Source organism: Streptantibioticus parmotrematis, from assembly GCF_019890615.1.
In the GTDB taxonomy this organism is placed as follows: domain Bacteria; phylum Actinomycetota; class Actinomycetes; order Streptomycetales; family Streptomycetaceae; genus Streptantibioticus_D; species Streptantibioticus_D parmotrematis.
Window position 1 is genome coordinate 1 of sequence record NZ_JAINVZ010000021.1, and the last position, 17,512, is coordinate 17,512.

The following is a 17,512-nucleotide window of genomic DNA, read 5'->3' on the forward strand; positions in this document are numbered from 1 at the left end:
GGGGGGGGGGGGGGGGGGGGGGGGGGGGGGGGGGGGGGGGGGGGGGGGGGGGGGGGGGGGGGTGGGGGGGGGGGGGGGGGGGGGGGGGGGGGGGGGGGGGGGGGGGGGGGGGGGGGGGGGGGGGGAGGGCGGGCGTCCGCCGCGTCCGGAGCGCGGGGGCGGGGGCTGCTGGCGCAGCCAGCCGTGTTCTTCCAGCAGGGCCAGGGCGGGGTCGAGATCGGCCATGGCGGGGAAGTCGCCGCGGGAAAGCTGCCGGAACAACTCGCGCTTGGTGAAGCCGCTCAGCCGGGTGTCGGTGAGGTGGGCGAGGACCAGGTGCGCGGCGTCCTGGGCGGGGTCGGCACCCATGGCGTCGAAGACGTGCTGGGCGTGCGCGGTGAAGTAGTCCCCCAGGCGGGTCGCGTCCGCGACGGTGGCCGCTTCGATGGGCCGCGTCCAGCCGTCTTGCGGGTGAGCGGCGAGGTGGAGCAGCCCGGCGATGCGGGCGACCGCCCCATCGCGCTTGCTCGCCCACTTCACGATGCCCGCGAGTGAACCACCCTTGCCGATACGGGATTCGGTGGTCCGCTGGTAGGCCAGCAGCACCCCGTCCGCCTCCGGGCTGAGCGTCAGCAGCGCCGGATCGGTCCACCCGGCGAGCGCCAACGCGAGTCCGCCGAGCCGGGCCGCGTAGGTCTCGGCAACAGCGTCGGGGATCAGGGCGGGGGTGAGGTTGCGCCGGCCGACGAGCGATTCGGGCTGCGAGTACAGGAACCGCGCGAGCAGCCCGCGGCCGTCCGCCCCCTTGATCTGGCCGATGGATTCCAGGACTTCGGGCTGGACGGCCAGGCCCATGGTGACGGCCGGGGCCTGGATGTGCTGCGCGTCGCGGCCCTGCCGGTTGACGCGCACCATGTCTCCGGCGTGCCCTTTGAGGAAGATCTCCATGTTGGGGGCGCCGCTGTAGCGACCGGCGATGATCTCGAAGATGCCGCCCTCGGGCGACAGGACGCCGATGCGGCCGTCCTGTTCGGCCAGCAGCGTGGCCAGGCTCTCCGGCGTCACGTCGTCCGCGACAAGCACCGGCTCGAACGGCACCTTGATCTCCTCTGCCGCCTGCGCGAGCGCGACGGCTTCGGCGGTGAGCTGGTCACGCAGCCCGGGTTCGGCGTTGGCGGCCTTGGCGGCTGCCTTGTCGGCCGCGGACTTGGCCAGCCGTGCGGTCACCTCCGCCTCGGCCCGCGCGGGCAGCGACAGTTCCACGAGGGTCTTCTCGACGGCCAGCAGGGGCGAGGTCATCAGCGCGAACACGGCGCTCTTGCGGTTGCCGGGGTCGAGGGCGACGGCGGTGTAGACGTTGACCGGCTCGCGCCACCGGCCCCGCACGCACACCACGGCCCGTCCGCCGGCGGCGGTGGCGACGACGGACAGCGCCAGGCACCCGGCGAGGTCGGCGGGGGTCTGCGTCTCCTCCGCGACCGCGGTCACCATGTCGGCCAGCCACGCGGGCAAGGCGTCGGTGGGGAAGTCGGGCAACTCCCTGCGGGGGGTGAGGGGTACGGGTTCGTCCCAGACCGGACCGGTGACCTCTTCGGCCGTCAGGGCGTCGAACCCGGCCCACAGCTCGGAGCTGTCCACAGGTGGTGTGCTCATGCCGCGCTCGTCTCGGTGGCGCCGCCGCGTGCGAGGCCGGAGCGGATCGCGGTGCGGCACTCGGGGGCGGACAGGCCGGCGGCCTGCCCGGCGCTCATCAGCTCATCCGTGACGGCCGTCTCCGTCAGGTCGCCGGTGCGGATGAGGCGGGCGAGGGCGTAGGCGGCTGCGTACACCGACCGGTTACGGCCGCCCTCGCGGGCGGACAGCACCTTCTCCAGCTCCCCCCGCAGGGCGGTGGTGCTGTAGGCGGTGGCGTTGCGCATCCGGGCCGACAGCTCCGACAGCGGCATGGGGGCGGGTGCGGGCTTGCGGGTGAGCAGGCCAGTGAGCCACGCAGGGAGGGGGGCGGCAGGACCGTCGTGAATGATCTCGTACGGTGCCCCGCTCACGGTGCTGCCGGCGGCGACCACGTACCCGCCCCAGGCCCGGGTGTCGACCTTCCACCCCAGGCTGCCGCCCGTGCTGCGTAGCGTCTTTCCCTCCGGTGCGGTGAAGTACAGGTGCAGTCCGCCGCGGCGGGTGCGCACCGTGTACGTCTCGGTCGGCAGCCGCTCCCCCGCGCGCTCGCACAGCGCGGCGAACACATCCAGCCCATCGGCCACGCCCAGCGCCGCCCACTCGGGTGGCGCGGTGTCCGTGTCGTCCTTGGGAAGGTCCAGGTCCACCACGACCAGCCCGGCCGGGCCGGTGGCGATGCCGACGTTGTACGGCGCCGCCTGCCAGCAGCGGGCGATGCTGTCGGCCTCCACGGTCGCCCGCTGCTCCGGGGTGCGGTGACCGTCCGCGCAGCGGCCGGTGCGGGGGCAGTCGCGCTCAGGGTGCCCGGCGGGCCGCTTGTCCCCCGGGCGTAGAGGGAAGACCGGCCACCCGCGCGAAGCGGCGCTCAGGGCGGCGCGCGGCAGCGCCGCGGCCTCGGGGGTGTGGCTCGTTGAGGTGGTGCGGTCGGGGTGGGGCTCGCCGGATACGGCGTGATGGGTCATGCTGGGGATCTCCTGTTCCGTCCTGGTGGCGGTTCGGGTAGGCCGGAGGCGGCGGGCGACCATGGAGTGGAGTCCCGCCGCCTCCGGTGCGCGGAGGCGCTAAGTGCAGCCGTTAGGAGGGCTGTTCGTCGCTGTGACCGGTGGCCCACGGGTCGGTGGCACCGTGCAGGCGGCGCCAGGGCAGGTGCGGAAGGCGCGGAAGGGGCATCAGCGTCCAGCGCAGGCGTTCGTTCCAGCAGCCGCACGGCTCCCACTCGCTTCCGGCGTACTCGCCGGTCTCGTAGTCGCCGTAAGGCCACTCGATGCCGCCGTCGCCGTCGCACTGCGGGCAGCCGGGGCGGGGGGTGTCGGTGAGGATGAGCGCGGGGCGCGGCCAGACGGCCCGCTGAATGCGTAAGCGGATCACAGGGTTCTCCCAGGTCTCAGTAGGTGAGGCAGGCGGGGTAGGTGGTGCCGGTCGTGCAGTGGCCGAACGCGTCGGCGTCCACCGCGGGTGGGGTCAGAGGGTCGTCGTGGTGCCGTCGAGGCGGGTGTGGGTGACGGGGCAGCCGCAGGTGCCGGCGTAGTTGCCGCACTGGGTGCAGCACTGGCAGTAGGGGGAACCGCCGCAGTCGCAGCAGTGGTCGGGGATGGTCTGGCCGGTGCCGCCGCACTCGTAGCAGCCGTCGTCCGTCCCGGCGTACATGTCCTCGCCGGAACCGTCGCAAGCGGCGCAGTCCTCGTACCGCTCGCACATCTCGCATGCGAAGTCGTCCTCTTCGTGGGGAGATTCGGGCACGTTGGCTTCCTTCGTTCAGTAGGTGAGGCAGGCGGGGTAGGTGGTGCCGGTTGTGCAGTGGCCGAACGCCTCGGCGTCCACGGTGTAGGTGTGGTGCTGGCCGTCCTGGCTGCGCACGGTGATGTGGTCTCCGGTGGCGTCCGTGGTGCGGGTGGTGACGACGCCGGTGGGCCCGGCGGCGGGGGCGGGTCCCTGGCAGGTGGACAGCAGGACAGCGGCACCAGCGAGGGCGATGAGGGCGGTGATGGTCCGGCTGCGGAGCTGGTCAAGCACGTGGGGCCCCTTACTTGCGGCGCGGGGTGCGGTTGTTGTTGAAGGTGCGCAGGGTGATGGCTGCGGCGGCGCCGAGGCCGAGTGCGGTGCCGCCGATGGCGAGGGCGGTGATGGCGAGGGTTTGGAGGGTGGCCAGGACCATGGGGCCGATGAGGGCGAACGCGGTGATGGCTCCGGCGCCGATGCCGCCGCCGACGATGAGCCGCGTGGTGATGGGGCTCAACTCCCGCCCGCGCTCCGTCTGCTGGGGTACGACGATGATCTGCGGGGGTGCGGCGTAGTACGGGGGCTGGCCGGGCGGCTGCACGACCACGGGCACGCCGATGGTGTACGGCGCGGGGGTGTTGGGGTCGGGCAGGGGGATGGGCGTGTGGTCAGTCACGGTGTCTCCGTCCCGGTGGGGTTAGTGGCCGAGTTGGGCCACGGAGTGGGCCAGGTCGTGGGTGACCTGGTTGATGGGGGCCGCGAGCCCGGTGCTGGCGAGGTAGAAGCCGAACAGCACGGCGACGACGCACGATCCGGCGCCCAGGGAGCGCGAGCGCAGGAGGAAGGCGAGGAAGACGCCGAGCAGGACGGCGGCGGAGATGGACAGGATCACGGGTGAACCTCCGGGGTGGTCAGCGGCGACGGCGTGCGGCGCGGCGGGCGGTCCTGGCGTCCTCGCGGGCTTGGGCGGTCTCGCGGATGCGGTCGATCTCGCGCTCGATGGCGCGAGTGGACTTGCCGCGGGCTTCGAGGCGGACGGCTTTGGCGGCGAGGTAGATCACGCGGGCGGTCTCGCGGGCGTTGTGCGGGTCGCGGTCGGTCAGCGCCATGGCGGGGTGTCCTTCCGGGCGGCACGGGCGGCGGGTTCGGCGGTGGCGTCGTGCCAGGTGCGGCGGGCGGCGTTGAACAGGCGCCGGCCGATGCGGATGCGTTTGCCGTGGCCGTCGCAGCGGCGGCAGTGCTTGCCGCGCTTGGGGCGTCCCTTGCGGTCGGTCTTCATGGCGAAGCCGAAGCCGCGGCACTTGCGGCAGTCTCCGAGCGGACTGCCCGCACACACCAGCCCGTAACAGAGTGTGATGGCGGGTGGGATGGCTATAGCAGCCTCGATAGGGGTCACGGGTGCCCTTCCAGGCGGGTTTCCGGGGGTTTCCGCAGGTGGGCTGCTAGGTGCTAGGTAGCAGATCAGCCCATGGATGGGGTGCTAGCAGGGGTGCTAGACCTAGCAGCGGCGGCTGCTAGGTCTAGCACCGCGCCGGAGGGCGCCCACCTCTACTTTTCGTCACGCTCGGTGATGGCTTTGAGGAGGTCGGCGCGGACGGTGCCGCGCCGGGTGGTGCCCTTCCCGGCGTCGGTGGTGCCCCACACGTCCACGGCGGTGATGCCGTGCGGCTTGAGGTTCGCGGTCACCGTCTCGCCCTTCCAGGTGCCGTAGACGGCGGGGCGCAGGTCGGCCAGACGGGCGGCGATCTTCTCGTTCCACACCTTCTTCTCATCCGCCGCGACGACGGACAGCACGTCCTTGAGGAGGTCGAAGACGGGGGTGGTGTCGGCGGCCGGGGCCTGGCCGGTGGCGTGGCCGGTGATGTTGCCGTACTTCTCCCGCATCACCCGCGCCCGGGCGACGACCTGCCCGGCGGCGACCGCGTCGACGAACGCGGAGGAGACGATGCGCGGGTCGTCGCCCTCACCGGCCATCCAGCAGATGCCGCGGTCGGAGCGGGAGAACATGGTGGCCTGGTACCCGGCCTTGTTCATGCCGGAGCCCAGCACCATGTCGTTGGCCTGGTGCCCCATCACCTTCAGGCAGAACCGCAGCACCGCGTTGTTGCTGATCCCGGGCGGCAGGGACTTGGCGTCGGGGCGCTGGGTGCCGAACATCACGACCATGCCCAGCGCCGGGCCACGCTTGGTCAGGTCGGTGCAGATGGCCTCGATCTCCTTGCCGTACTTCTCGTGCTCGAAAGGCACCTGGCACTCATCGAACCCGGCCACGATCGGGTGCAGCCGCAGTGACTTGTCGTTCGCCAGCTCCGGGGTGACCTTCGACTCCGGGCAGCGCGAGGTGGGCAGGGACTTGATGACCTTCGCCCGCCGGCGCAGCTCTTCCTTCAGCTCCCGCAGCGTGGCCACCAGGTACTCGATGTCCTCGTCTTCCTCACCGGCGCGGTAGCGGTGGCAGACCGGCTCCAGCGTCTTGAAGTCGCCGGTGCCCTTGAAGTCGAACGCGTACAGTTCCGTGCGCGGATCGAGTGCGGCGATGAGCAGCAGCAGCCGCATGAGGAAGGTCTTGCCCATGCGGGGGATGGAGCCGACGACGACGGCGGCGAACATCAGCGTCACGCTGACTTCGCCCATGCGCTGGTCGTTGCCGAACACGGCGGGCTTGAACAGGTCCACGGTGCCGGACTTCAGCAGCGGCCAGGCCGGTTTCGTGGTCTCGTTCATCGGCCGGTCCCCCACCCACAAGATGAGCCGGCCTTCGTGCTCGCCGGGGTCGGCGGACGGCCACACGCACCCCACCTTGCGGCGCAGGCCGGAGGCGAGTTCCTTGCGGGACTCCATGATGTCCTCGGGGGTGACGCCGTAGGGCAGGTCGAGGTCGGCGCGGTAGCCGGGCCCGTCGCGGACGATCTCCGAGACGAAGCGCATGCCGTTCATGTCGCCGCCCTTCTTGATGGCGGCGCAGATCTTGGGGTTCCCGATGTTGTCCAGCGCCCGCAGCACGATGGTGCCGGTCAGCTTCTCCACCTCGGTGCGCAGCACGGCCGGGCCGATGATGGGGTGGTCCTTCTCCTGCCCGTAGAAGCCCAGCGCGGCGACCGCGGCCAGCGCCAGCACCGTCAGCCAGTCCGGCGCCATCACATACAAGGCCAAGGCCAGCACCGGCCCGGTGACGCACGCCAGCAACATCACCAGAGTCCGGCCGCGCACCCGGCGGTCACGCTGGCGCGAGAGGGTCAGGTACTGGCTCACGTCCTCATCGCGGACGGCGGCGGCGCGAAGCGGTTCGGCCTCGGTGTCCCACACCCACCGCCGCGTCGCGCCGGCGAACCGGATGCCGCCGCGCGGCGCGGTCACCGCCAGCCGCAGCCCGTACCAAGGGGTGCGGATCGAGTGGTATGCGGCTGTGTAGGCGGTGCGGGCGCCGAAGTGCCGGGCGGTGAGCGCGAATTCGGTCTTCGTGGCCAGCCACGGCGGCAGGATCGGACGCCGCTTCTCGTACACCACCCCGGACCGCGGCAGGTCCGGGGAGTCGACGGGCACCCGACGCGGCGCGTCGTCGTCCGGCTCGTCGTCCACCGGACCGGTCGGCCCGGCCGGGTCGGCCGGTCCGGTGTGCGGACGGTCGGGGGTGGAGTCGGCCGACCGGTCGGCGCCCGGACGGGTGGGCGAGTCGGGCGACTTGGCGCGGGCGGATCGGGCCTTGCCGAGGTCGACCACCTCAGCGCCCGAACCGGCGGTCATCTCGGCTTCGAGCCGGTGGAACAGCTCGTCATCGTCGTCGGGATGGTTCACTTCAGGGACCTTCCGCTTCCGGGTGGGAGGGGTGAGGCGGGCCCGGCCTCGCTGTGAGAGGTGGGGCGGCCGGGCCCGCGCTGTGCGGCGGGGGGTCAGAGCTGGTTGGGCTCCAGGGCGAAGAAGACGACGTTGCCCCGGGCGAGGTCGGGATTGTCCAGTGCGATCTGGCGGCGCAGGTCGGTGAACACGTCGTGGCGGGTGGAGTCCACCGGGCTGCACGTGCCGAAGTAGGTGCCCGACACGCTGCCGGGGATCTCCAGCGTGATCACGTACTGGTGGGTGCCCTGCGAGGCAGGATCGGACGGCGTGGTGGCCTGAGTGTGGGTGCTCACGGGTGGAAGCTCCTTGATGGTGGGATTCAGGCTGCGCGGGCGGGTGTGTCCGCGCAGGTGACGCAGGTACCGAGCGAGGACGGGATGACGTACCCGGCGTCGCGGCGGCAGGCGGGGCAGGTGCGGCGCGCGCTGTTCGCGGCGGCGAGCGCGGCGCGCTTCGCGGCCGTCAACGGCCGCACCGGTAGCGCCAGTTCGAGGCGGTAGAGGTAGGCGACCCGCACACCGCGCGTGCGGCGCGAGCGCCACATGAGCTGCGCGGCGACCGCTTGCCCGCCGGGCCGCAGGCCGCGGGAGCGGAGTTGGCGGCGGGTGGCGTACCCGTCCGGGGCCAGCTTGTACGGGAAGGTGGGGATGCCGTAGCGGGCCCCGGACGGGTCGTAGAACCTCACGCCGCCTCGCCGTCAGGCGTGTCCTCGCGGACCTCGCCTCCGGCTTCCTTGATACGCGCGGCGACCCAGCCGACGGACCACCCGGTCTCGCGGGCGAGGTGACGAACACTCGCACCGAGCTGGATACCGGTGTCGATGACGGCCAACGCGTCGCGTTCATCGAGCTTGCCCGGCTTGCCCACGACCGTGTTCACCGAGGTGTTCACCGGTGCGGCCGTGGTGTTCACGCCCGCCCCGCCACCCGGCGAGACGGGGGCGTTCACGGCAGGCTTGCCAGGGGCCTGAGCGGTGCGCTGGCGCTTACGCGCTTCGCGCTCGCGGCGTTCACGCTCGGCCCGTTCGGCAGCAAGCTGCTCTTGCCGCTGCCGCTCGGCACGTTCGCGTTCCCGCTCGCGCTCAGCACGTTCGGCCTGTTCCCGCTCGCGGGTGGCTTCAGCGTCGCGGGCCTCGCGGGCGAGAAGGGCTTCGTGCTCGCGCTGTTCACGCAACCCGGCTGCTTCCCACTCCCGGCGTTCACGCTCGACGCGTTCGGCGTGTTCACGCTTTTCGCGCTCCCGCTGTTCACGCGTCGCGCGTTCGCGTTCACGCTCAGCCCGCAACCGTTCGGCCCGGGCATCACGCTCGCGCTGTTCACGCGTGCGCCGCTCAGCCTCTTCAGCGTTCAGCCGGGCCAGCGCACGGGCGATGGCATGCCGGTAGGCGAGGGAAGTTTCCGAGGTGACGATCAGCAGCAGCGGCGCCACCGAATGAACCGCGACCCCGACCCCATCCCCCGACAGCGCGGAGTTGCCGATATTGAGGGCCAGGGTCATCACGCCGGTCATCCACCGCAGCACGACCGGCCACCGCCCGCCACGCCCACCGAGGCGAGCCAGCGTGGCATCGAGGCAGACCACGATCACCACCGCCGCATCGACCACGATGGGAAGGATCGGGGCGGTCCACCGCCACGCGGTAGGGGTATGACCAGCGGCCAGCGGAGTGACCGTCAGAACGCTGTAGAGCATCGCCCCGGCCACGATCAGCCACGTCCCCGCCGACAGCGTGCGCTCCGCCTTACGGATCGCACCCGGGGAGGTCAGGACGCCCACGGGTTCCTCCCCGGGGTGCGCAGGGCGGCCAGCAGCGGTCCGGCGTGCCGGTTGATGCCCGCGGCGGCCGCGGCCACGGACTGCTTCGCGGCCACGGTCAGTTCGTGGCCGGGGTGCAGTTCGCCGGGCTCGGGCAGCCCCCAGTCGTCGCCCACGGGCAGGCGGATGACGGTGGTGGTCAGCAGGGCCGGGCGGTCGGCGTCCGGCTCAGCCCACCACCGGTGCTCCGGCTCGACGAAGACGGGCTCGGTGCGCCAGTCACGCCACCGCGCGGGCACCGCACGGGCGTTGGCGAGGGCCTGGTGGGGCAAAGGCACGTGCACGTCGAACAGCAGCCCTTCGCCGTTCTCGTCCCAGGCCGGGACGACCGCTCGCACGTCGGGGCGGATACGGACGTAACCCGGGGACATGACGGGCTCGGTCGCGATCCGCCACACCACCGCCGCGAACTCCTCAGCGGTCAACGGCTCGTCGGGGCTGGTGAGGTGTCCGGCTTCCTGGCGCAGGTAGGCGCCGAAGCGGGAGTGGCGGTCGGAGGCGTACAGCCGGTCGTGGTCGTCATCGACCACCGCCAGCACACCCCCGGTCCACGTGACACTCATGCCGCTCCCCCCGCAGACGGGGTGTGGGTGCCGGTGCGGCCGGCGCGGCGGCCGTTGACGCTCGCCATCACCGGAACCGGCGCGTCGGTCAGCAGCCAGCCGCCGCCACCACGCTTGGCCTCGTACATGGCCTCGTCCGCCCGCCGCAGCAGCGCGGACCACTGGTCGGGGCGGGTCGGCACGGTGCAGGCGGCGCCGATCGACGCCCCCAGACGCAGCGTGCGGCCCTCGTAGCCGAACGGGTGGCACAACCACTCGTGCAGCGCGACGAGTTCACCGTTCAGGTCCCAGTCGGCCAGGGGCAGCAGGGCGGCGAACTCATCCCCGCCGAGGCGAGCGACGATGCCCAGCGGTTCGGCCCACTCCGCGAGACGAACCCCGGTCTCGCGGATCGCGGCGTCCCCGGCCGCATGGCCGAAGGTGTCGTTGACGCCCTTGAAACCGTCCAGGTCGATCACCACGGCGGCCACCGGCCCCCGTCGCAGCAGCCGTACCGCGCGGCGCTCGAACATGGCCCGGGCGGGCAGGCCGGTCAGCGGGTCACGGCGGGCCTGCGCGATACGGTGGCGCATCCACAGCGTGTGGACGGACCACCCGGCCGACAGCGGCCCGGCGGTCACGGCGGCGGACAGCAACGTGCTCATGCCGCCACCCCCCACGGCACCTCGCCGGGGGCGCCGATCAGGTCGGCGGCCAGCCGGATCATGCGGCCGTACAGGGCGGGGTCGTCGGCGAGGATGTCACGGGCCGCGGCCTCACGCGCGGCGCGCTCCTCAGCCGACTCGCCCTGCTCCCCGAACCACAGCTCAACCGGGGTACCGAGGGCAAGTTCCAGGAAGTCGGTGGTACTGCGGGCCTCATGCCCGGCGACGAACGAACGCATAGTTGCTCCCCCTTGGAGCGGTTCGGGTAGGCCCGGGGCGGCGGTCGACCATTGGAGTGGAGTGCCGCCACCCCGGGGCAGAACGGAAGGTCAAACGGCGGCGATGATCAGGGCTGCGATCAGCAGCCACAGGTGGTGCCACGACTGGTCCAGCGCGTATGCGCCGGTGTCCAGCGTCGGCGCGTAACCGCCCGCGGCGGTCGCGGGGGCCGCCGGGTGAGCGGGCGTGCCCAGCTCGTAGAACTCGCTGTTGCGGGTGACCTTGGCCAGCCAGGCGAGCGTGCTGCGGCGGTCGGCCCACCAGTGCGAGGCCGCGTCCACCGCGAACCCCACCACCAGCCCGACCACCCGCAGGTGCAGCCCGAGCACGCCGGCGACCAGCGCCAGCACCATGGCCTTCGTCAGCGTCAGGGACGCGACGTGCCGGGTGTCGGCGAGACGACCCGGCCAGCCCGAGCGGCCCTTGTCGGCTGCCTGACGTGAGGTCTGAACCCAGTGGTCGCCCACGCTGTGGGCGACGTATAAGGCGATGAAGACGACAGCGAACGTGATGGTCATCGTCGCCCCTCAGACCCGCACGCGGCGCGGTCGGTTGAACAGGTTGTTCAGGCCGTTGGAGACCGCGGTCACGGAGGTCAGGGCGACGAACGTGGTCATCGGCCAGCCGACGTGGTGCTGGTGGACGGTGCTGGCGTTGAGGATCGCGGCGGCGATGGCCAGGGCGAGGAACAGCAGGGAGGCCCAGGCGCGGGCGGTCGTGATCGGCCGCGAACCGCGGGCGACGAACTCCAGGTCCTTCGGGGCGACGATGGCGCGAGGGGCGGCCGCGCCGTTGCTGACCTCCACCAGGTTGCCGCTGGTGTGGCTGGCGATGCCGGACACGGTGCACAGCACCGCGCTGGTACGCACGCGCACCACGTCTCCGATGGCGAGATACATGGGGTGGTCTCCTGTTCAACGAGGTGAAGAGAGGGAGGCGGCTGACGGGTCGTCAGTGGCGGTGCCAGGTGCCGGCGGCGGCGTTGCCGTCGACCTGGGCCTGCCCGCGCTGCTCACGCGCGGCGGCCTGCGTCTGCGGGCTGTGGTGGCGCCGGTAGTCGTCCGCCGCTTCGGCCTGGAGCCGCTCGACGGCGGACGGGGCGGCGGGCTGTTCGGCGGTGCGGGAGCGGAATACGCTCATTGGGATCCCTCCGGGGATTTCAGGGCGCACCCCGCGAGCTGCCAGGCGAAGGGGGTGCGCCCGCTTGCGTAGAGACGGCGGCTCGGCTTCGAGCAGCCACGCCCCCAGACACGCCGCAGCGCGGCCATGCCGGGGAACGTGCGCGCTCGATGCGCAACGAGACCCAGCCGCGATCGGGCGGTAACCCGACCGCTTCCGGATCAAGTGATGACGCGGGCGGGAACGTCGCCGTGCCGGTCCAGCGCGGCGACTCCCGAGGTATGTCGGCGACCCATGCCGGTTCCTTCCGGACGGGATGGCTTCCAGGTGATCGGTAGCCGCACCACTCCCCGCCGGCCGGAAGGCCGGGGTCGTGCTGGCGCGACCCGCCATCCACCCCTGAGCGGTCAGTGGACAGCGCCCCTTTTCGTGCCCCGGGGAGGTGGTGGCCCCGGACCGCGTGATCCACGACGCGGCGGCGTGCGGCCGGATCGCTCCGGCTGCTTCCCGGGTCCGTGCCAGGACCGGAAGCGGCCTCCCGGACCCAGCGGAGCCGGGCCGGAGGCGACCCCATCGACCACCCGTGTGCAGGTGGCTGGGGCGGCACGCTGTGGAGTTTTCAAGGAACAGCCGCTCCCCTCCCGCCCCGTTTCCAGGGCGTTCAGGCGCGTTCGGGCAGTTCAGACGGCTCGCCGCGTCGCTCTCAGCGAGGTGGACCCGCTTTGCAGCTCCGCCTCAGAGTGCACTGTGAGGCAGAGTGAGTCAAGTCCCCTCCGGAACAAGCCGCGCCGGGAGCTTGGTTCTACCTCTGCCGCTTGGGCACTATGAGGCAGAGACGCAACGAGGCTTGGGGTACAGATGGTCGAGTGGACCGGCAGATTCGCCTATCAGCAGGTGGCCGACCGCCTCCGGCGACGGATCGCCGACGGCGAGTTCGCCGAGACCGGGCAGCTCCCTTCGCTGGCACAGATCCAGAAGGACTACGAGGTCACAGTGACCGTCGCCCGCGCCGCCATTCGCCAGTTGACGACGGACGGGCTGGCCGTGAGCCACCAGGGCAAGGGGGCCTTCCTGACCCCGAACGCGAGTCAGGCCGCGCGGACGGCAGATCCGGCCGAGACCGCCACCGAGCTGCGCGAGGAGATCGAGCGACTGCGGACCGAAGTCAGCGAGTTGCGCGACCGGGTCGCGAACCTCGAAGGACGCTGAGCGTCCAGCCTGGGCAACGGCTGTGCGGGACATCCGGACCTCCTCGTTCGGTGTGTCACAACTTCACCGCGAACGAACGAAAGCCGGTATCACGTCTCGCTATCCGAAAAGACGGCATGCGTTTTACACATCCGCTTATACATGCTCTATCGCGGCGTTCCGTTGCTCTACTCGGCCCGCTACACTCGCGGTTCCGGGTAGCTACCTAGGAGGGGCAGATGGCTCGGCGGCACCCTGACTGGAAGCCTGAGCTTCTACGTAAACACCGAGAGGAAGTCGGCTTAACTCTGGAAGACACCGGGGAAAAGCTTCGTGAGATCGCAGAGCGACACGGGTTCAATATCGCCGCGAACTTCCAGACTATTTGGGGACACGAGAAAGGGTCGGTCTACCCCGGCCCTCACTATCGCCGAGCGTACTGCCGACTGTACCGATGCAATGAGGCTCAGCTCGGCTTCCGTGGGGCCCTGCCCGGAGAGGACGCACCGGTGGCATCTGCCGCAGCAACGATTCCCGCAATACGGGAGAGCAACGACCAGCCGCAGGCCGTGCGTCAGGCGCTCAGCAGCATTCGTGAGGGTACTGACGACGTAGACGGTGAGGCTCTCAGAAGCCGCGTGGTCGAAGCGTGGCGCCGGCACACTGCCGGTAGCACCGAGGGCCCCACGGTCGTGCTGGTCGGCGGCTTCGCGGGATCAGGGAAGTCCGAGTTCGCCAAGTTCCTTGGTGGCCTGACGGGCTGGCCCATCCTCGACAAGGACTCCTTGACGCGGCCACTGGTCGACCAACTTCTCATCGCGTTGGGCGGCGAGGCCCACGACCGGAGTTCGCAACTCTATCGGGAGAAGGTGCGCCCGCTCGAATACCGCTGCTTGATGGAAGCCGCCTGGGACAATGTGGACTGCGGCATCTCGACAATCCTTGATGCGCCGTTCGTCTCAGAATTCTCTCAGGCCGATTGGATGCAGCGTTTTCAGAACCGCTGCCGCTCCAAGCGTGTCTCCGTCGCCACCATCTGGGTTGAGTGCGACCCGGAATCCATGCGGGAGTACATCGAGTTCCGCGGCGCGGCCCGCGACGCCTGGAAGATGGAGGCGTGGGAGGACTACTTGGCCACTCTGGACCTCAAGTTGCGCCCGCAGGGCCCCCACTTCGTCGTTGACAACCGACTGGGCGCTGCCGTGGCCCTCGTAGACGAAGCACGCGATGTGCTGAGCGGAGGCGGCTTGTGACCGGCGCCGGCGTCATCTTGTACGGCCCCCCGGCCTCGGGGAAGGACACGATCACCGCCCAACTGGCCCAGGCACAACAGAACTTCGCCCTGTTCGAGCGACTCAAGGCGGGCCCAGGAAGAACGACCGGATACCGGCCGACGACACCGGATCACATCGAGCGGCTTGCCCAAGCAGGCGCTCTCCTCTACCGGAACGCCCGCTACGGCGCGGAATACGCGATCGACCGGGAGGGCGTATCGGCTCTACTTGAAAGCGGGCAGGTTCCTGTGCTGCACATGGGCCAGGTTGCCGGCGTGGTGGCTCTGGCCGCCTATCCCCTCCGATGGCTCCGAGTGCTCCTGTGGTGCCCGTTGGAGACCACCGAGAACCGTTCAGCGGAGCGCGGGGACAAGGATGCCGAGGCAAGGGTCAAGGCATGGCACGAGACCCGGGAAGACCTCCTGGCGAACGCCCAAGAGCCCTGGTCGCTCGTTCTCCGTACCGACCAGCTCGCGCCGGTCGAATCCGCACAGGCCATTGCAGCAGCGCTGCGCGACGGGCTGATGCCGCGTCCGCAGAACATCCCGGAGTTGATCAAGTGACGACCGTGGGCATCCTGCATCCCGGAAGTATGGGGGCGGCCGTCGCCGGTCAAGCGGCCCTTGGAGGGGCGGAGGTTCTGTGGTGCCCAGACAGGCGGAGCAGCGCGACGCAAAAACGTGCTGCACGCTACGGCCTTACCCCCGTCAGCAGCCTCGCTGAGCTGTCCGCACGGGCAGACATCATCCTAAGCATCTGCCCTCCGGCCGCAGCGCGTGAGGTAGCGGAAGCGGTAGCCGAGACGGCGTTTTCCGGGATCTACGTGGAAGGCAACGCAGTCGCTCCGACCTCCACGAGGACTATCAAAGACATCCTCACGGCCGCAGGCGCGTGCCTCGTCGATGGTGCGCTGGTCGGCTCGCCGCCGTCTGAGGTGAAAGGCCCCCGGTTCTATCTCGCGGGTCCGACCAAAGCTGTGGACACAGTGGCACAGCTATTCACGAACAGTGCGGTAGACACGCATTTCCTGTCGGGCGAACTCGGCAAGGCGTCGGCCTTGAAACTCTCTTATAGCAGCTACCAGAAGACCAGCCGCGTTCTAGCCGCAGTAGCGTACGCCCTTGCACGCGATCACGGAGTTGAGCAAGAGCTAGTTGAGATCGCTAATCAGCGCACCACCAGCTACCTATCCGAGATTGAATACATTCCCAAAACGCATGCACGGTCATGGCGCTGGGGATCTGAAATGCGAGAAGCAGAACAAGCAATTAATGAATCCGACCTACCGGCACACCTCGTCAGCGCTGCGGCAAGACTAATGGAACACTGGAAACTAAGCTCGGACTTTCCAAGTGTAGAAGAATCACTTGATTCGCTACATTGCCCCCGAGACGTTTCTCGGTAGCCATTCTTCCAGAACCTGGCTTGGCACGAGGCGGCGGACCAACTAGCTCCTGTGCACCAGTGCGAGCACCTTGTTGCCAAGTTCGAAAGCCCCATTCGCAACCGCTACGGCGGCATTAATCATTTGCCCTAGCTTAGTCAGGCGCGGAAGGACTCCCCGATCTTCAAGTTGTGCCACGGCGGTTGGCTGTCGCACCAGCGCACCCACAAATGCGTCTAGGCTCTCCTCAAGCGGAGCACACCCTGTAATGCGCACCTGATGTACAGCTCTAAGCATGGCGTGGAGATGACGGAGGAGTAGGATTCGCGCATCTGGTTCCAACTCCATTTCTGCCACGTCGCTCATCAGGCTCGTGATTGCTTGTTCAATCCGAGATAGATCTTCGGCGGAAATCACGGGTTCCGGTCGGTAACTACGCAGAGCACGCGAACATGTTGAAAGGCGCCCTACGGCTGCACTGCGCGGCACATCACAGCCGGGAGCGAATTTAATAAAGAACTGCTGCAAATTTTGGCCACGATTGGTCATTAGTGCCAGTGCACTCTCAACTTCATCAAGATGCTCCAGGAGATGTTCCATCTCATCCACGTCATCTACGGTGAATGCAGCTACAGCGTCACGAATTTCCATTGGCAGGGCAAGAACTTGAGCAAGAGCCACCACAGCTTCAGGGCTACTCGCACCGTATTGGGGCACAGTAATTGCAGCCAATGCGTCCCAGGCAAGCGCGCCTTGGGGGCTCTGAGAATGCCTGCGATGCAACTCCAGTAGGAGGGCGTGGAGGCGGCCAGCGGGGTTGTCGAGGTGCTCTGCCATGGCGCGCAGGGTACGTCCCGCAGTGTCCGCAGTGCCAGGTGCGCGAGGGGGGCTCTTCATCCTTCACTGGGGCTACTTGGGCGAGGTGTCTTGTGTGGCTCGTGGCCAACCCTTGGCCAAGCTGAGGCAGGCGCGAGGTTACCGGCGGCCATCCTTGCTGGTCACGCCGCTAAGTGGCACCGAGAGCGGCGCGGTCTTGAAAACTGTCGTGGCGGCAACGCCACCGTGGGTTCAAATCCCACACCCTCCGCAGCACAACGGCCTCTGACCAGGTGTTACCGGTCAGAGGCCGTTTCGTTTCGCGGTGACGGTGCGGACAGCGCGTCGTGGTCGGGCTGCGTCAGCTGGGGCATTCGCCCGGCTGCGCGGGTGACTGGACCAGTGTCACCTCCGTCTGGACCGAGCCGTCGGACTGCTTCACCGGGGACGTCTCGGTGAAGCCGGTGATGGCGTAGTAGTGGTGACCGTAGCCCTGGCCCGGGGAGTCGCCGGTCTTGCCGTAGTTGATCCACAGCGTGCCGGTGAGCTGCTGCTCCTCGTACCGGTACGCCATGTGGGCCTTGTCGCCGGGATCGACGGTCTCGTTGTACGTCTGCGTCGTGGTCTGCGCCGAACCCCAGGTGTAGGAGTACGAAGTGGACACCGTCGTCTTGAACAGGTCCTCGATGCCCGACTCCACGCTCACGCCGACCGTCACGGAGTTGCTCTCCGAGTAGGTCTCGGCCGCCGAGTAGCTCTCCGTTGCCGTGCCGCCGGAGCAGTTGAGGAAGTCGCTGGTCACCTGCTGCCAGGGGCCGAAGCCGATCTGTGTCGGGGTGCCGTCGCCGTTCGGGTAGAAGCCGCAGCTGATGTTCTTCTCCTGGCCCGCCAGGGCGGCGTTGCAGTCCGAGACGAGCTGCGTGGCGCTGACGGCTCCCGGCTGCGACTGCGCCGGGTAGTCGCTCGCGGGGGCGCCGAAGACGGTGCCGTCCTTCAGGCAGACGTACCCGCCGTCGCAGGGCTGGGGGGTCTCGGCGTAGGCGACCGCGGTGGCGGCCGCGGACATGAGCACCGCGGCGGCCGTTACCGCCAGGGCTCGGGTGGTGCGACGTGTCATGGTGCTGCTCCAGTCCCAGGGAAGCCGGCCGTCGTGTCACACGTTCACGGGCATGGGCAGGCTGCGCGCACGCGGATGCCCGGCGAGCGGTGGGGTGACGGGGG

Annotated in this window: 25 protein-coding genes and 1 tRNA gene; 5 read left to right on the top strand and 21 right to left on the bottom strand. The window is 69.8% G+C overall.

From position 1 onward, the window contains the following. The 19 genes from K7472_RS24805 to K7472_RS24895 all read right to left on the bottom strand — a co-directional run. Positions 1-1,632, bottom strand: a 1,632-nt coding sequence (locus tag K7472_RS24805; protein WP_222980774.1) for a YfjI family protein, incomplete at its 3' end; no start/stop codon positions are given. After that, the gene (locus K7472_RS24810; protein ID WP_222980775.1) at positions 1,629-2,615 is read right to left on the bottom strand and encodes a bifunctional DNA primase/polymerase; all 987 of its coding nucleotides are present in this window, start codon (positions 2,613-2,615) and stop codon (positions 1,629-1,631) included. The genes K7472_RS24805 and K7472_RS24810, both read right to left, overlap by 4 nt. 112 nt (positions 2,616-2,727) lie before the next feature. After that, the gene (locus tag K7472_RS24815; RefSeq protein WP_222980776.1) at positions 2,728-3,021 is read right to left on the bottom strand and encodes a hypothetical protein; all 294 of its coding nucleotides are present in this window, start codon (positions 3,019-3,021) and stop codon (positions 2,728-2,730) included. Positions 3,022-3,114: 93 nt separating this feature from the next. After that, on the bottom strand, positions 3,115-3,393 hold the full coding sequence (locus K7472_RS24820; protein WP_222980777.1) for a hypothetical protein: 279 nt from the start codon (positions 3,391-3,393) through the stop codon (positions 3,115-3,117). Positions 3,394-3,408: 15 nt separating this feature from the next. Further along, entirely contained in the window at positions 3,409-3,666 is a 258-nt protein-coding gene (locus tag K7472_RS24825; protein ID WP_222980778.1) for a hypothetical protein, read from the bottom strand. Positions 3,667-3,676: 10 nt separating this feature from the next. Beyond that, positions 3,677-4,048, bottom strand: coding sequence for a hypothetical protein (locus tag K7472_RS24830; protein ID WP_222980779.1), 372 nt, complete (start codon positions 4,046-4,048; stop codon positions 3,677-3,679). Positions 4,049-4,069: 21 nt separating this feature from the next. Continuing rightward, positions 4,070-4,264, bottom strand: coding sequence for a hypothetical protein (locus K7472_RS24835; protein ID WP_222980780.1), 195 nt, complete (start codon positions 4,262-4,264; stop codon positions 4,070-4,072). 19 nt (positions 4,265-4,283) lie between these two features. Further along, the gene (locus tag K7472_RS24840) at positions 4,284-4,481 is read right to left on the bottom strand and encodes a hypothetical protein (protein ID WP_222980781.1); all 198 of its coding nucleotides are present in this window, start codon (positions 4,479-4,481) and stop codon (positions 4,284-4,286) included. Beyond that, positions 4,472-4,651, bottom strand: coding sequence for a hypothetical protein (locus K7472_RS33775; protein WP_372458051.1), 180 nt, complete (start codon positions 4,649-4,651; stop codon positions 4,472-4,474). Before K7472_RS33775 ends, K7472_RS24840 begins: the two co-directional genes overlap by 10 nt. A 269-nt stretch (positions 4,652-4,920) precedes the next feature. Further along, the gene (locus K7472_RS24850) at positions 4,921-7,167 is read right to left on the bottom strand and encodes an FtsK/SpoIIIE domain-containing protein (protein WP_308014072.1); all 2,247 of its coding nucleotides are present in this window, start codon (positions 7,165-7,167) and stop codon (positions 4,921-4,923) included. A 95-nt stretch (positions 7,168-7,262) separates the two neighbouring features. Continuing rightward, entirely contained in the window at positions 7,263-7,502 is a 240-nt protein-coding gene (locus K7472_RS24855; protein ID WP_222980783.1) for a hypothetical protein, read from the bottom strand. 26 nt (positions 7,503-7,528) lie between these two features. Continuing rightward, on the bottom strand, positions 7,529-7,894 hold the full coding sequence (locus K7472_RS24860; protein WP_222980784.1) for an RRQRL motif-containing zinc-binding protein: 366 nt from the start codon (positions 7,892-7,894) through the stop codon (positions 7,529-7,531). Beyond that, entirely contained in the window at positions 7,891-8,985 is a 1,095-nt protein-coding gene (locus K7472_RS24865) for a hypothetical protein (RefSeq protein WP_308014073.1), read from the bottom strand. Before K7472_RS24865 ends, K7472_RS24860 begins: the two co-directional genes overlap by 4 nt. After that, entirely contained in the window at positions 8,973-9,587 is a 615-nt protein-coding gene (locus K7472_RS24870; protein ID WP_222980785.1) for a hypothetical protein, read from the bottom strand. The genes K7472_RS24865 and K7472_RS24870 overlap by 13 nt, the downstream gene beginning before the upstream one ends. After that, entirely contained in the window at positions 9,584-10,231 is a 648-nt protein-coding gene (locus tag K7472_RS24875; protein WP_222980786.1) for a GGDEF domain-containing protein, read from the bottom strand. Before K7472_RS24875 ends, K7472_RS24870 begins: the two co-directional genes overlap by 4 nt. Next, positions 10,228-10,470 carry a hypothetical protein gene (locus tag K7472_RS24880; RefSeq protein ID WP_222980787.1) on the bottom strand — a complete coding sequence of 81 codons (243 nt, stop codon included), beginning with the start codon at positions 10,468-10,470 and terminating at the stop codon, positions 10,228-10,230. Before K7472_RS24880 ends, K7472_RS24875 begins: the two co-directional genes overlap by 4 nt. Positions 10,471-10,560: 90 nt before the next feature. Then, the gene (locus K7472_RS24885; protein WP_222980788.1) at positions 10,561-11,028 is read right to left on the bottom strand and encodes a DUF3307 domain-containing protein; all 468 of its coding nucleotides are present in this window, start codon (positions 11,026-11,028) and stop codon (positions 10,561-10,563) included. Positions 11,029-11,037: 9 nt separating this feature from the next. After that, entirely contained in the window at positions 11,038-11,409 is a 372-nt protein-coding gene (locus K7472_RS24890) for a hypothetical protein (protein WP_222980789.1), read from the bottom strand. 52 nt (positions 11,410-11,461) lie between these two features. Next, positions 11,462-11,650: a hypothetical protein gene (locus K7472_RS24895; protein ID WP_222980790.1), complete on the bottom strand. Its 189-nt coding sequence runs from the start codon at positions 11,648-11,650 to the stop codon at positions 11,462-11,464. 837 nt (positions 11,651-12,487) lie between these two features. On the opposite strand from K7472_RS24895, the gene K7472_RS24900 reads away from it, so the two are divergent. From K7472_RS24900 to K7472_RS24915, 4 genes are all read left to right on the top strand, one after another. Then, a complete protein-coding gene (locus tag K7472_RS24900; protein ID WP_222980791.1) occupies positions 12,488-12,838 on the top strand; it encodes a winged helix-turn-helix domain-containing protein in 351 nt (116 codons plus the stop codon). Positions 12,839-13,326: 488 nt separating this feature from the next. Then, positions 13,327-14,070 (top strand): P-loop nucleotide/nucleoside kinase family protein, encoded by a 744-nt coding sequence (locus K7472_RS24905; protein WP_308014074.1) that lies wholly within the window; start codon positions 13,327-13,329, stop codon positions 14,068-14,070. After that, positions 14,067-14,654: an AAA family ATPase gene (locus K7472_RS24910; protein WP_222980793.1), complete on the top strand. Its 588-nt coding sequence runs from the start codon at positions 14,067-14,069 to the stop codon at positions 14,652-14,654. The genes K7472_RS24905 and K7472_RS24910 overlap by 4 nt, the downstream gene beginning before the upstream one ends. A gap of 5 nt (positions 14,655-14,659) precedes the next feature. Next, the gene (locus K7472_RS24915; protein WP_308014075.1) at positions 14,660-15,496 is read left to right on the top strand and encodes a DUF1932 domain-containing protein; all 837 of its coding nucleotides are present in this window, start codon (positions 14,660-14,662) and stop codon (positions 15,494-15,496) included. A 42-nt stretch (positions 15,497-15,538) separates the two neighbouring features. Here K7472_RS24915 and K7472_RS24920 read toward each other — a convergent pair whose 3' ends face one another. Beyond that, positions 15,539-16,312, bottom strand: a complete 774-nt coding sequence (locus K7472_RS24920; RefSeq protein ID WP_222980795.1) for a hypothetical protein — start codon at positions 16,310-16,312, stop codon at positions 15,539-15,541. A gap of 165 nt (positions 16,313-16,477) precedes the next feature. Here K7472_RS24920 and K7472_RS24925 point away from each other — a divergent pair. Further along, a tRNA-Ser gene (locus K7472_RS24925) sits at positions 16,478-16,559 on the top strand. A gap of 93 nt (positions 16,560-16,652) precedes the next feature. On the opposite strand, the gene K7472_RS24930 is transcribed toward K7472_RS24925, so the two are convergent. Beyond that, entirely contained in the window at positions 16,653-17,408 is a 756-nt protein-coding gene (locus tag K7472_RS24930; protein ID WP_222980796.1) for a hypothetical protein, read from the bottom strand. Positions 17,409-17,512 lie beyond the last annotated feature (104 nt).